The sequence below is a fragment of the Priestia aryabhattai B8W22 genome (assembly GCF_000956595.1).
Classification (GTDB): domain Bacteria; phylum Bacillota; class Bacilli; order Bacillales; family Bacillaceae_H; genus Priestia; species Priestia aryabhattai.
Window position 1 is genome coordinate 1 of sequence record NZ_JYOO01000057.1, and the last position, 13,500, is coordinate 13,500.

Annotated in this window: 13 protein-coding genes, 1 tRNA gene, 1 pseudogene and 1 riboswitch; of the genes and pseudogenes, 12 read left to right on the forward strand and 3 right to left on the reverse strand. The window is 35.6% G+C overall.

Annotation, left to right across the window (positions count from 1 at the left end; all coding sequences use genetic code 11):
- The first annotated feature begins 193 nt into the window (after nucleotides 1–193).
- From N178_RS25020 to N178_RS25040, 5 genes are all read left to right on the forward strand, one after another.
- Nucleotides 194–1,051: an SMP-30/gluconolactonase/LRE family protein gene (locus N178_RS25020; RefSeq protein ID WP_045295547.1), complete on the forward strand. Its 858-nt coding sequence runs from the start codon at nucleotides 194–196 to the stop codon at nucleotides 1,049–1,051.
- Nucleotides 1,052–1,275: 224 nt separating this feature from the next.
- Complete coding sequence (locus N178_RS25025; RefSeq protein ID WP_080890256.1) at nucleotides 1,276–1,638, forward strand: group I truncated hemoglobin; 363 nt, start codon at nucleotides 1,276–1,278, stop codon at nucleotides 1,636–1,638.
- Nucleotides 1,639–1,779: 141 nt separating this feature from the next.
- Nucleotides 1,780–3,216: a 4-hydroxyphenylacetate 3-monooxygenase, oxygenase component gene (gene hpaB / locus N178_RS25030; RefSeq protein WP_045295551.1), complete on the forward strand. Its 1,437-nt coding sequence runs from the start codon at nucleotides 1,780–1,782 to the stop codon at nucleotides 3,214–3,216.
- A 148-nt stretch (nucleotides 3,217–3,364) separates the two neighbouring features.
- A complete protein-coding gene (locus N178_RS25035; RefSeq protein ID WP_045295553.1) occupies nucleotides 3,365–4,171 on the forward strand; it encodes a DUF817 domain-containing protein in 807 nt (268 codons plus the stop codon).
- A gap of 55 nt (nucleotides 4,172–4,226) precedes the next feature.
- Nucleotides 4,227–4,787 (forward strand): tubby C-terminal domain-like protein, encoded by a 561-nt coding sequence (locus tag N178_RS25040; RefSeq protein ID WP_045295554.1) that lies wholly within the window; start codon nucleotides 4,227–4,229, stop codon nucleotides 4,785–4,787.
- A gap of 30 nt (nucleotides 4,788–4,817) precedes the next feature.
- Here N178_RS25040 and htpG read toward each other — a convergent pair.
- Nucleotides 4,818–6,696 (reverse strand): annotated as a pseudogene (gene htpG, locus N178_RS25045) (molecular chaperone HtpG).
- A gap of 211 nt (nucleotides 6,697–6,907) precedes the next feature.
- Nucleotides 6,908–6,986, forward strand: a riboswitch (ZMP/ZTP riboswitch).
- Between the two features lie 168 nt (nucleotides 6,987–7,154).
- Between htpG and N178_RS25050 the strand changes: the two are divergent.
- From N178_RS25050 to N178_RS27295, 5 genes are all read left to right on the forward strand, one after another.
- On the forward strand, nucleotides 7,155–8,354 hold the full coding sequence (locus N178_RS25050; RefSeq protein ID WP_045295556.1) for a phosphoglycerate dehydrogenase: 1,200 nt from the start codon (nucleotides 7,155–7,157) through the stop codon (nucleotides 8,352–8,354).
- Nucleotides 8,355–8,478: 124 nt separating this feature from the next.
- Nucleotides 8,479–8,940, forward strand: coding sequence for a hypothetical protein (locus N178_RS25055; RefSeq protein WP_237758606.1), 462 nt, complete (start codon nucleotides 8,479–8,481; stop codon nucleotides 8,938–8,940).
- A gap of 243 nt (nucleotides 8,941–9,183) precedes the next feature.
- Nucleotides 9,184–9,726, forward strand: a complete 543-nt coding sequence (locus N178_RS25060) for a DUF6143 family protein (protein WP_045295559.1) — start codon at nucleotides 9,184–9,186, stop codon at nucleotides 9,724–9,726.
- A 503-nt stretch (nucleotides 9,727–10,229) separates the two neighbouring features.
- Nucleotides 10,230–10,358, forward strand: a complete 129-nt coding sequence (locus N178_RS27960; protein ID WP_272946360.1) for a hypothetical protein — start codon at nucleotides 10,230–10,232, stop codon at nucleotides 10,356–10,358.
- Between the two features lie 171 nt (nucleotides 10,359–10,529).
- Nucleotides 10,530–10,679: a hypothetical protein gene (locus tag N178_RS27295; RefSeq protein WP_013057122.1), complete on the forward strand. Its 150-nt coding sequence runs from the start codon at nucleotides 10,530–10,532 to the stop codon at nucleotides 10,677–10,679.
- Nucleotides 10,680–10,796: 117 nt separating this feature from the next.
- Here the strand turns inward: N178_RS27295 and N178_RS25065 are convergent.
- A tRNA-Ala gene (locus tag N178_RS25065) sits at nucleotides 10,797–10,868 on the reverse strand.
- A gap of 106 nt (nucleotides 10,869–10,974) precedes the next feature.
- Nucleotides 10,975–11,523, reverse strand: coding sequence for an HD domain-containing protein (locus N178_RS25070; protein WP_045295560.1), 549 nt, complete (start codon nucleotides 11,521–11,523; stop codon nucleotides 10,975–10,977).
- Nucleotides 11,524–11,748: 225 nt separating this feature from the next.
- Here N178_RS25070 and N178_RS25075 point away from each other — a divergent pair, with 225 nt between their 5' ends.
- Both N178_RS25075 and N178_RS25080 read left to right on the forward strand, forming a co-directional pair.
- Nucleotides 11,749–13,050 carry a GH25 family lysozyme gene (locus tag N178_RS25075; RefSeq protein WP_045295561.1) on the forward strand — a complete coding sequence of 434 codons (1,302 nt, stop codon included), beginning with the start codon at nucleotides 11,749–11,751 and terminating at the stop codon, nucleotides 13,048–13,050.
- A gap of 181 nt (nucleotides 13,051–13,231) precedes the next feature.
- Nucleotides 13,232–13,462, forward strand: a complete 231-nt coding sequence (locus N178_RS25080; protein ID WP_237758608.1) for a hypothetical protein — start codon at nucleotides 13,232–13,234, stop codon at nucleotides 13,460–13,462.
- Nucleotides 13,463–13,500 lie beyond the last annotated feature (38 nt).

Sequence of the window (13,500 nt, forward strand, 5' to 3'; positions counted from 1 at the left end):
ACAGCACGCTATACACAGCGTGCTGTTTTTTTATGAAAAGATTCTCTTGGAACCTAGTGTTTAGAGAAGATCATATAACGGGTAATTATAAAAAAGGGAAGATATTCCTGTTTTTTATTTACTTAAAGAAGTATTTTTTAAAAAAGCGATTATAAAAAACGGTTGTACATAAAAACGACAAAGGAGCTTGAAAATGGAAGCGAAAATTGAAAAAAAGTACGATGGACGTTTGCTTGAAGGACCCCTATGGGATGAAGAAAATCAAAAATTAGTACTAGTAGACATCTTAGATAAAAAGCTTCTTACGTACGATCCAAAAACGACAACCTTAGAAGATATTGCTCTTCCTTCAGTCGTTACAAGCGTTTCTAAAACCAATCACTCAAAATTGATTGTCTCCACTCGTAATCAGCTGCTTTTAGTTGATAAAAACAAAAAGAATCATGAAGAGTATATACGTTTAGATACTCTGGAACAAACCATGCGTTTTAATGATGGGAAATGTGATCCGTATAATCGCTTTTGGGTTGGAACGATGAGTGAAGAAGATGAAGAAGGAAAAGCCCAGCTGTACGTAGTAGATGAAAAAGGTGTAATTAAGAGCGCTAAAGAAGGATTAAGCGTGTCAAACGGGTTAGCTTGGAATCGGGCAGGAGACAAATTCTTTCTGGTTGATTCACTGAAAAATAAAATTATGTCTTATTCATTTTCTAAAGAAACAACAAGGCTTGAAAATGAAAAAGTGGTGATTGATCTTTCAGATATGGACGGGTTTCCTGATGGAATGACAATTGATGAGCACGACCGATTATGGGTAGCGCTTTGGGGAGGTTCGAAAGTTATTTGTGTAGATCCAGATAAAGGAGAAATTATAGAATCTATTTATCTTCCTGTTTCCAATGTAACCTGCTGTACATTTGGAGGAGACGATTTACAAACCTTATTTATCACCACAGCTAAAGAAGAAGAAAAATATGAAGAAGCTGCCGGGTCTCTTTTTTCATGTCGAGTAGGAGTAAAAGGCGTGCCGGCTTATACTTACGTGTATTAGAGAAGCGCTTATCTAATGTCGTCATGCTTAAAGTCCGTTAACGATAGATATTAAATGCAGTTTCTACAACTCCTTTGCACTGCGTTCATTCCCTTTACATTTTATTCTTTATGATGAAGAGGAATAAAACATGACGATAACGAATTTCCATAAAGAAGCCTTTTAAAGAATATGAATACTTGTATTGGGTAATAATGGGTAAAGGTACAAAAGGAGGAATTGTTTTGGAACAAACATTGTATGAAAAAGTGGGCGGACAAGAAGCGATTGAAAAAGTAGTAGATTATTTTTATTCTGAGCTTGTATTAAAAGACGAAACAGTCAGTCACTTTTTTGAGCACACGGATATGGATAAACAACGTCGACATCAAGCTAAGTTTATAAGCTTTGCCTTAGGTGGACCGAATCAATATTCAGGAAAGTCGATGACCAAAGCACATGCAAATATGAATATTCAACCCGAACATTTTAATGCAATTGCTAAGCATCTTCACGATGCACTTGCTCACTTTAATGTTGAAGAGTCTGATATTGACCAAGCATTAAGTAAAGTTGAATCCCTAAGAAATGATATTCAATATAAATAAATCCTAAAAAAAAGAAGGTTACCGTAACCTTCTTTTTTTATGCTCAAAGCTGTGATGTATGAAAGAAACATGGAAAAGACATCGTAATATGATAAAAATGCAATAGTTGAAAATATTTATTGAAAGTCTGGGAGTGGGAGTATGTCAGCAATTAATGGGAAGCAATACGTAGAAAGAATTAATCAATTAAAAGCAAATATATGGGTTGATGGCAAGCTCGTAACAGGCAATATATCAGAACATCCGGCTTTTAAAGGAGCCATTAACAGTCAAGCTAAGCTTTATGATCTTCAGCATGATAAAAAAATCAAAGATATCATGACATACCAATCTCCGGCTTCTAAGGAATTTGTCGGTACATCTTATTTACAGCCTAAAACAAAAGAAGAGTTAAAAAAAAGACGAGAGATGACTCAGCAATGGGCGCAATTAACCCATGGTATGATAGGAAGAAGTCCAGATTATATGAATACCGTATTGATGGCTTTTGCATCCTCTGCAGAACTCCTGAGAGGAACAGAAAATTGCTTTCCTGAAAACATCGTTTCTTATTATGAATATGTGAGAGAGCACGACTTATCGCTCACTCATACATTCATCGATCCTCAAGTCAATCGAATCCAATTTTATTACGAGCAAAACGACGAACCGATAGCAGCAAAAATAGTTGATAAAAACAATGAGGGAATCGTTATCCAAGGAGCGAAACTGCTTGCTACCCAGGGTGGAATGACGGATGAGCTACTCGTACTGTCTTCAGCGGGCATTCAAGGAAAAGAAAAAGGGTTTGCTTTTTCGATTCCAAGTAATACAAAAGGAATTAAATTTATTTGTAGAGAATCATTTGCAGGAAAAGATTCGACGTTTGATTATCCATTAAGTTCTAGATTTGAAGAAATGGATACAATTGTTGTCTTTGACCATGTATTAGTACCGTGGAACCGCGTGTTTTTCTATGAGAATGTTGACGTATCAAATACATTCCTTGCTTCTAGTTCCTTCTCAGCCTTTGCTCTTCATCAAGTAACTTCAAGGAGAATTGTCAAAACAGAATTTGTATTAGGAATTGTACAATCTCTGATTGAAACCATTAACATTACGGACTATCCGCATGTGCGAGAAAAAGCCACGGACCTTATTATTGCGTTAGAAACGATGAAAGCTCTCGTGATGAAAGCAGAAGAAGAAGCGGAAATTGATCCATGGGGCTACATGCGTCCGAATGAAACTACACTTCGTATTGCCGCACATTTATTTTCAAAAACATACCCTACCTTTACAGAGATTATCCAGCTTTTAGGTGCCAGCGGATTAATGGCAATACCGACAGAAAATACGTGCCGCTCATTGGTTAAAGAAGATATTACGCGTTATTTGCAAGCTAAATCGAGAGGAGCAGAAGATCGAATCCAGCTTTTTCGACTAGCGTGGGATTTAACGATGAGTCCGTTTGGCACTAGAGAAACACTGTATGAACGTTTTTTCTTTGGGGAGCCTGTACAATTAACTAGTTATCTGTACTTATCTTACGATAAAGAGCCCTATGTACAGAGAGTCACCGATTTTTTGAAAAGTTAACGGAGAAAACTGATCTCCGCTGGATCTGATAGTTTAGTTACAAAAACAGCGGAGATGCTTATTGAATAAATTTGAAAAATCTGCAATAATTTTCAGGGAATCATTTCTGTGAAAACACGAAGGAATACTATAAAGATAGGATGTTACAATGAAGCAATTAATCTATTTTGGTTTAGAACAAGCAAAATCTTGTGTTTTTCCTGTTATTATTTTTCTTACATTGGCTATGACAAAAATAATTGAAGTACCGTTTATTTCTCGATATGACCTTATTTTATTAGTCTGCCTAGGAACTCAAGTTTTAATGGTGATGTTTAAACGAGAAACGCTTGATGAAGTAAAAGTCATCGCAGTATTTCATTTAATTGGACTAGCGTTAGAACTCTACAAAGTTCATATGGGCTCATGGAGCTACCCGGAAAAAGCTTTCACTAAAGTCTGGGGAGTTCCGCTGTACAGCGGATTTATGTATGCTAGTGTAGCCAGCTACATGTGCCAAGTGTGGAGAAGGCTTGAATTAAAGCTTACGAATTGGCCTGCTACATGGATGGTCAGTATACTAAGTGCGGCTATTTACCTTAACTTTTTCACGCATCATTTCATTTACGACTTCCGCTGGTTTTTAAAACTTTTTACTTTATTTATTTTTTATCGAACTTTTGTGTATTTTACGGTTAATAGACGTACATATCGCATGCCTTTAGTATTGTCTTTTGTACTGATTGGCTTTTTCATTTGGATCGCTGAAAATATCGCAACATTTTTCGGAGCATGGCAGTATCCAGATCAACAGCAGCAGTGGACAATGGTTCATATAAGTAAAATTAGCTCTTGGCTTCTTCTTGTGATTGTTAGTTTCTTGATTGTTGCTTTACTAAAGCATTTAAAAGAAAATCAAAGCCAATTCAAACAAAGGAAGAAATCAAGAGAAACAAATGAAATATATGAAAGATAGAAACATAACTATGTACACGCTGTTAATATAAGGTACAGAATTTTTGGAGGCTTATATGCAAGAATATATTTTTTATCTTCCCTATTTTAAATCAGCAGGGAAGACCGTAGCAGTTACAAATGAAAATGGAGAAAAAGTCGGACAACTTAAGAGAACGCATAAAAATATGTGGACTAAAAGTATTGATTTTTTAACTCGTGATGGACTTCCAGTTTTAGATTCTATTTCTTGGTTTCCTATCTTCTCCTGCGGCTTAAAGGTACATTTACAAGTTCAATGGGAAGGAAGAACGGTGCTTATTGATCACGTGGAAAAACACCGGTGGGTGATAAAAGAAAATGGAAAAACAGTGGGGTATCTATTAGGTAAAGGAATAACTAAAAACGAAGGGAAACAAGAAATTAGATGGGGAAATAACGTCTACATGTTAAGCAGTCATGAAGCCATAGAGGAAGCGTGTATTTTTAATCAAAAAAGAGAAAAAGTCGCAGAGTTTAAATCAGACCTTTTTTATTTTAAAGAAGGCAAACACTCAATAAGAGTAATAGAAGAACTGCCGGTACCCATTTTTATCGCTTCTTACTATATAACTAATTTTATTATGTCATACATATAATCAGGCGCAGAATGATTCTGCGCCTGATTTTTATATCATGATTTTACAAATATCATTTGTGAATTCAACGGGATCACTAATAGATAAGCCTTCAATTAAAAGAGCTTGGTTATATAATAGATTTGTATAAAGGTCTAATTTCGCTTTATCCTTTTCAAATGCATCTTTTAAAGAGGCGAATACATCATGATTTACGTTAATTTCTAACACTTTTTCTGCTTTCACATGCTGATTGTCAGGCATAGCACTTAAAATTTTCTCCATTTCAATCGTTACTTCACCATCAGCTGATAAGCAAACGGGATGTGTTTTTAAACGCTTAGACGCGCGCACATCTCCTACTTTTTCCGCCAAAGCTTTTTTCATATAGTCAAATAGCTCTTTGTTTTCTCTTTCCTCAGACTCATTGAGCTGTTCTTCCTCTGCTTCAATACCTAAGTCACTGCTTGCAACAGATTTAAATTCTTTTTCTTCGTACGTCATTAACATTTTAATCGCAAATTCATCGATATCTTCTGTAAAATACAGAATTTCGTACCCTTTATCTGCAACCAATTCTGCTTGAGGAAGCTTTTCAATTCGTTCGTACGATTCGCCTGATGCATAATAAATATACTTTTGATCCTCAGGCATGCGCGATACATACTCATCTAGTGTTACGAGCTTTTTCTCTGTAGAAGAATAGAATAAAAGCAGGTCTTTTAACACGTCTTTGTTGCTGCCAAAGTCACTGTAAACGCCGTACTTCAGCTGGCGGCCAAATGATTCATAAAACTTCTCGTACTTTTCACGTTCGTTTTTAAGCAAGCTTTTTAATTCATTTTTTGATTTTCTTGCCGATGTTTTTGGCAATCAGCTGAAGCTGGCGGTCTTGCTGCAAAATTTCACGTGAAATATTAAGAGATAAATCTTCAGAATCTACCATACCTTTTACAAAGCTAAAGTAATCTGGAAGAAGATCTGCACATTTATTCATAATTAAGACGCCGTTTGAATACAATTCAAGTCCTTTTTCAAATTCTTTTGAGTAGTAGTCAAACGGACTATTTTCTGGAATAAATAAAATGGCATTGTAGCGAATCGTTCCATCCACATTAATATGAAGGTGAGTGAGCGGTTTATCAAATCCGTAGCGCTTTTCTGAATAAAACTGCTCATAGTCTTCTGAAGTCAATTCATTTCTGTTTTTCTTCCAGATCGGTATCATACTGTTGATAACTTGTTCTTCTGTATAATCTTCTAGCTCGTTATCAGAACCTTCTTTAGGGCGTTTTTCCGTTATGTCCATTTTAATCGGGTAGCGGATAAAGTCTGAATACTTTTTAATGATCTCTTTTAAACGATATTCTTCTAGATACTCATCATATGTTTCATCTTCTGTATTTTCTTTAATTTTTAAAATGATTTGAGTTCCAACCGTTTCTTTTTCGCACGGCTCGATTGTATAACCATCAGCACCAGTAGATTCCCATTTATAGGCTTTATCGCTGCCTAAAGCTTTACTAATCACCGTTACGACATCTGCTACCATGAACGCAGCATAAAACCCAACGCCGAATTGGCCGATAATCGTGTGTCCGTCCTTTGTTTCATTTTCGTTTTTAAACGCAAGAGAACCGCTTCTTGCAATTGTGCCCAAGCTGCTTTCAAGCTCCTCTTGCGTCATACCAATTCCAGTATCCGTAATGGTTAAGGTACGGTTAGTTTTATCTGGTGTTACTTTTATGTAGTAGCTTTCTTTGTTAAAATGCAAGGAGTCGTCTGTTAAAGCTTTGTAATAAATTTTATCGATTGCATCACTTGAATTTGATAGAAGTTCTCTCAAAAATACTTCTTTTTGAGAATAGATGGAATTAATCATCATCTCTAATAATCGCTTTGATTCGGCTTTGAATTCTTTTTTTGACATAAGAAGTTCTCCTTTCCAAATAGGGCTTATAAAATAATTAGCACTTGAGTTGATAGAGTGCTAATCACTCTTCTTATTTAACATGTATTGGGGTATTTGTCAATATATTAGGAGATTCACCAAAGAGATTAAAAATTAGACTGAAAAAAGCAAACTTTTAAAAAAAAGGTTGAACGTTCTGAAAGAGTTTGCTAGAATATACTTAATTTCAAAGACTATATGTGACTGGCGAAACGCGGATAACCGTGAGGAAGCATATAGTGACGTAGCCGTTCGCCTGGGCAGAGGTAAGGGATTAATACATATCTCTTACCTCTTTCTGTTTAGGGGGAGAGGATATAGAAGTTATCAGACATGTAGGCTAAAAAACCAGACTTTTAAAAAAATTAAAAATGAAGTTCCTTTATCCAAAGGTAAAAACGTGTAAAACTACGATGATAATCAGAGGAGAGTACAAAATGAGCACATTAACATTGGAAAAAGTACAAACAATCAAAACATTAAACAACATTGCACAAAAAGGTCTAAATGTTTTTAATCAAGAAGGTTATCAAATTGACAACGACAGCGAAAATCCAGATGCTATTGTCGTGCGTAGCTTTAACATGCACAGCATGGCATTTGACCAAAATTTAAAAGCTATTGCACGAGCTGGAGCGGGGGTTAATAATATACCGGTGGACGCTTGCACGGAGCAAGGTATCGTTGTATTTAATACGCCAGGAGCTAATGCAAACGCAGTAAAAGAAATGGTTTTAACTACAATTATGGCTTCTTCTCGTAACTTATTTGCTGGAGTTGAATGGACAAAAGGATTAGATGGCCAAGGTGATCAAATTCCTAAGTTAGTTGAAGCAGGTAAAAAACAGTTTGTTGGAAAAGAAATCAAAGGCAAAACATTAGGCGTTATTGGTTTAGGTGCAATTGGTGCTCTTGTAGCAAACGACGCGCTTGATTTAGATATGGACGTAATTGGTTTTGATCCATTCATTTCTGTTAATACAGCTTGGAATTTGTCTCGCAACGTACAGCGTGCAATGTCTCTAGAAGAACTATTTGCAGCATCTGACTATATTACGGTTCATGTTCCATTAACGGAAGATACAAAAGGTGTTTTCAATAAAGAAACGTTTAGCATCATGAAACCAGATGTTCATATTTTGAACTTCTCACGGGGTGAGCTTGTAAACGAAGAAGATATGAAAGCTGCTCTTGAAAGTGGAAAAGTTGGACGATACATTACAGATTTCCCAAATCAAAATATCTTGAACATGAAAAATGTTGTGCCAATTCCTCACTTAGGGGCATCAACTCAAGAATCAGAAGAAAACTGTGCGGTAATGGCAGCACGTCAAGTGAAAAATTTCTTAGAAACAGGAAACGTTAAAAATTCAGTGAACTTCCCGAATGCATCTCTTCCTTACACTGGGAAAAAACGCGTAGCTGCTTTCCATCACAACGTGCCGAATATGGTAGGACAACTTACACAAGTATTCTCAAACTACAATTTAAACATCGCAGATATGGTGAACAGAAGCCGCGGTGAATATGCGTATACAATGATTGATATTGACAATCAAGTAAGCGACGAGATTGTGCCTGAGCTAGAAGAAAAAATTGGTCAAATTGAAGGAATTATTACAAGTCGTATTATCTAATTTCGTTACCATCATATTTTCAGTGTTACAGCCCTAACTTAGAAAAGTTAGGGCTGTTTTTACATGGTGTTTACCTCATATCATTTCCTTCATTCTCATATCATATAGAAATACCTTTAAAGAGGTGAACGTTTTGTCAGGAGAAATGATAGGAATTTTGATAGGGTCGCTCATCGCGCTGGCAGGAACATTTATTACTTCTGTCGTAGCTATAACGATGTCGAAAGAGCAATACAAACAAGAGCTTCGCAAAGCATTTATCCAAAAGAAAGTTGATGCCTATACCCATGTGTGTCAAGTTATTCTAGCTATAAAAAACGATTTACTTACAAAAACTGTTTCTTCAGCCGGCTTAAACTGGACGGCTCAATCTATTAACAAACTAGCAGATGTGTGTATTACGGAAGGGCTATGGATCGATGAAGAAGACAGCAAAAAGCTGGAGATTCTGCAGAAGCAGCTTTCAAAATTTGTATTTGATGAAATAGAACTGTCTAGACATGATATTCTCACAACCTGTTATGAAATTGTTGAATATTGCGAAAAAAGGGCAAGGATTCTTCATTCTATGACTACAAAAGAATAGGTGATTACTACTTTAAGAAGTGATAGTAGAAGTATTAAAAAAGCGTCGGAATATAAAGTCAAAAAGCAATCCGTTTATACACCAGCAGTCGACGAGGGCATTAAGCGATAGGAAAAGATAGGCTCAGTACCGGGTCTATCTTTTTGAGTTTATATAAAGATTAAATATATTTCTATATGAATATGTCCAAGCATTTATAGAAAACCCTCATAAAATAATATATTACAGAAAGGAGATGATTGTATGTCGAATTACGAGTCGAGCAAACCGTATATTAAAGCCGTTAATATACCTAATCCTTTATATCAATCTTTAAAAGGAGACTATTTTGTTGGACAAACTGAGCCTATTCGTTTTGGTGGAAATAGAAATGCTTGGGGCGGGTTAGTTAACCCTTCCGGCTCCGGAGTAGATTTATTTGTGAATGCTTTTACTATCACTAACTATTCCAACGAACCTTTTACTGCTGAAATTTGGTTTAACTCCATCCCGCCTGGAAAAGGAACAACTTCGGATAATGTGAGTCCAGCGAATACTACAATACGTTCAAAGCCAAAAGGGAAAATTAAATTTGCAGAAATGGTAAAAGGCTTTCCTACCAAAGGGGTAAACGTATTTAACCGTGTTGTTCCGCCGAAAAGTACATTAGTAAGTGATGAAGATGGTAAATTTATCTTTCCAAACAACGGTTCATACGTTATTTTCCTAGTTTCTCCGGGAAATAAAGAAATTAAAGCTGAAATTGCATATGGATGGTTTGAAAAAAAACGTAAGAAGAATTGTTAACTGAATAGGTCTTAGCGATTGTATGAGAAGTGTATGAGCTATTTCATATTTAATACAGTCCTTAACAAACAGTAAGTGTTTATGAAAAGAACTTTGCAGCAGCATACAAAGTTCTTTTTTATAGCTTGCGTTTTTTCGTTTGATTATGGATATCACCAAAGAAAAACAAAGCAAGCAAAAGGATAATTCTAACTACACAAGCGGTTTGAATAGTATTTAAGGATGTTGATGACTCAAGGATTAAAGCGAGAATACATAAAACTAAGCTACCTAGTACAATAGCAAAACGAATAACAAAGACGACTGTTATAGAACGAATGCCAAATACAGCTGATATACTAATCACCTCTTTGTAGAATGAAGTAACCTTTTCGTCCAGGGTATAAGCGTGCTTAACATCTCACGTTAATGTCTACATTCACATTATCTTAAGTTTCAATTCATACTGGCTTCATATAAATTAGTCATACTGAATGTATTAATGAAAGATATGAGGTGGAACAATGTTAAACAAGCTTTTTAAACTATTTACAACAGAAACCGAGATATCCAAAGATAAAGAAGTAGATCTCCACGAAGAGAACGATTTTAACGAAGTTTGTGATGATCATTTCATTATAGATGAGTATTAGAAGCCCTATAAAACGCTGCAAAAATGAGAGGGTTGATTGTATCTATATAACCATTAATCGTACAAGGGTCGTAAAGGTATACTTTTACGGCCGATTAATATTGATGAATTGCTTTTTACATGAAACAATGTGAAAAAAATGGGCATCCTAGAAGCAAAAGGAGGGGATAGAATGGGCAAAGAACCAAATGATGAAACAAGTGAAGGGCTGAATCAGCTTTTTGAAATCATCAATGCAAAAGGCGACGAGGGCGAACTTAGAGAAATTGTCAGTAGGAGCAGTGAAAAGAATAATCATAAAAATCATGAGGATCAATCGTAAAAAGAAAATAAAAAACCTCTTCATGGAAATCATGAAGAGGTCAGATGAAATAGTATTGCAACCATTCCATCCTGCAGAGTTTTAAAGTGTTTTAAACTCTTGATACGGCTGTTTTTATGGAACTGATGGGATTCGAACCCACGACCCCTTGTCTGCCAGACAAGTATTCTCCCACTGAACTACAGTCCCGATTATGTAGAGCCTTTATTGCGTGTTGACTCTACTATATTTTAATACGTATGCCGCGCGTTCGCAATAGTTATTTTCAGTGTTTTCTAATTTCTTCATAGGAATATTAACTTCTAAAAAAATCATTTACTTCTTGTTTATACGTATAAAAAAAACTTGGAATTTGGCTTGGTTCCAATCCTTGTGCAGCGTATTTGCTGATGGATTCGTAGTACCATTTCTGCTTTTCGAATCCTCTTTTAAAGCTATTCCAAATCGTATCTCCTTGCTGATCGTAGCTTTCTTTTAAAGACCGTAAATTGTCTAATTTATCTGCTACAATTAAAGATTTCACTTCAAGAGAACCAGTTTTCACAATTTGAATTGTATGCTGTTTACGTTCTTCCCAGCTTTTTGATTTGTTTTCTGTATGAGCTTCAACAATCCCCGCTACATCTAAACCAAATCTTTGTACAATTTCTTCGAGTGTTACACTTGTATCTTCTACAGCATCATGCAGATAAGCTGCTGCAATTACTTCTTCACTAAAACCTGCTTTTTCTAAAATATTACCTACGTTAATAGGATGAACAATATAAGGTATATCAGACAGCTTGCGCATTTGACCCGTATGAGCGTGTTCTGCATATCTACGTGCTTCTTTTATTAAAGACATCATATTCCTCCACGTTTTATTCAGTATATCTTCATATTATTAGTATAAACGAATATAGCTTTCCTCACTTTATAAAATTGCACAAATTCATTTCTTATAATAAAGGAAGGCTACCAAAACCCCTTCTTATTGTAGTTTTTTTATAAAGCCTAATATCTATTTACTAGGCCTGTATCAGTTGCCATTTCCTTTTTTATTCATAGTTTGTATGAAGGAGTGATAGCAATGCAAAACCGTAATAATCAAAATATTAAGGTCATTGATGTTTCTCATCACAATGGAACAATTGATTGGGCAAAAGTGGCGTCGGATGGTGTAAAAGGCGCGTATATTAAATTAACAGAAGGTACAACCTTCTTAGATAAAAAATCATATGATAATTATATAGGTGCAAAAAATGCAGGTCTACGTGTAGGGTTTTATCACTTTGCTCATGTTGATAATGATCCCATTGCAGAAGTTAATTTCTTTTTAAATAAATTAGGCAGCATGAAGGTTGATTTGCCTCATTGCTTAGATTTGGAAGAAAATAAAGGAAAAACAAAAGCGCAGGTCACAGCCTTTGCAGTTAGATGGATGGAGTATATTGAAAGGAAAACAAGCATCACGCCTATTCTTTACACGGGTTATAGTTTTATTAAATCCAATTTTACAAGCGCTGTGGCAAGATATCCACTATGGATAGCTCGTTACAGTGGAAGTAACCGTTCTAAGGGATTTGCTAACCCAGGTGATACGGCGATTTGGGATAGATGGTCTATGTTTCAATATACAGATCAAGGAAAAGTAAACGGGATTAAAGGCAATGTTGATATCAATGAAATGGATCTGGATTTCTTTAATAGTATTAATACAGGCGTGACGGTGGTGGAAAATAATAAGCCATCAGCACAATTGCAGCAAGGTGATAGCGGACTAGCTGTAAAAGAACTGCAGCAAAACTTAATTAAATTAGGATTTGAGCTTTCCCAGCAAGGAACTGATGGTCAATATGGCAGTGAAACTGTTGCAGCTGTTAAAGCTCTTCAAGAAAAGTATGGATTAACGTCAACCGGAAAAGCTGATGAGAAAACATTAGCTAAAATGATGGAACTCCTTAAGGGTGTAAGGAATCCTATAGAAGAATCGTTACCAAAGGTTACTTCACTTGGAGATAAATATTCTTTCCAAGTAAAAGCGAAGAAGGATATTGGAGTCTACAAATATGCGAATGTAACAGAGAATTTCAGAACGATAAAAAAAGGCACGGTATTTAGCGTATATGGCTATACGAATGCAGCATGGGCTGTTCCAGGAGGATTCGTGCAGATGAAAGACGTAGAACCTATCCCAGTTACAATTAAAACAGGCGGATTAAGTAAAGACATGGAAACAGAGTTTCGTGCTTTCTTAAAAAATGAAGGAATTGACAGTGAATTAAACGTACATGCAATAGGTAATCCATCAGCTGAACTCACAGCAGCTGGACTGGATTTGGTAAAAGTTAAGCAGTTTTTAGATAAAAAAGGCTGGTACTACAAGCAATAAAATCCTGCTCCGAAGAGCGGGGTTTTGGTTTGGGATTTTATAAAATAAGAATAACAAACATCAATTAAGTAATTAAAATATGTTCTAAATAACAAAGTATGTAATAACAAAAAAGGTTCTATGTATAGTTCACCTCTAACAGTCATATTTTTAGTCAACAGCTCATGGAGGGTAAATGAATATGAAAAATACGCAGATTCGAATTGAAACACTATCCTATCACTATGAAAACATTATGGTGAATGACGAAGTAGAGCGTGCGATAAAAAGTATTGAAGTGACGTATCGAGCATATAAACATAACCACGTTTTAAACGGACATGTAGTACTTTCAGGAGAAGAGATTTACGATCTTCAGCAGCTGACTCACGCAGTGGCTGGGAAAATAAAAGCAGAATTAGAAACTTCGTAAAAAAACGCTCTTCTTTAAATCTCAAACCAAGATTAAAG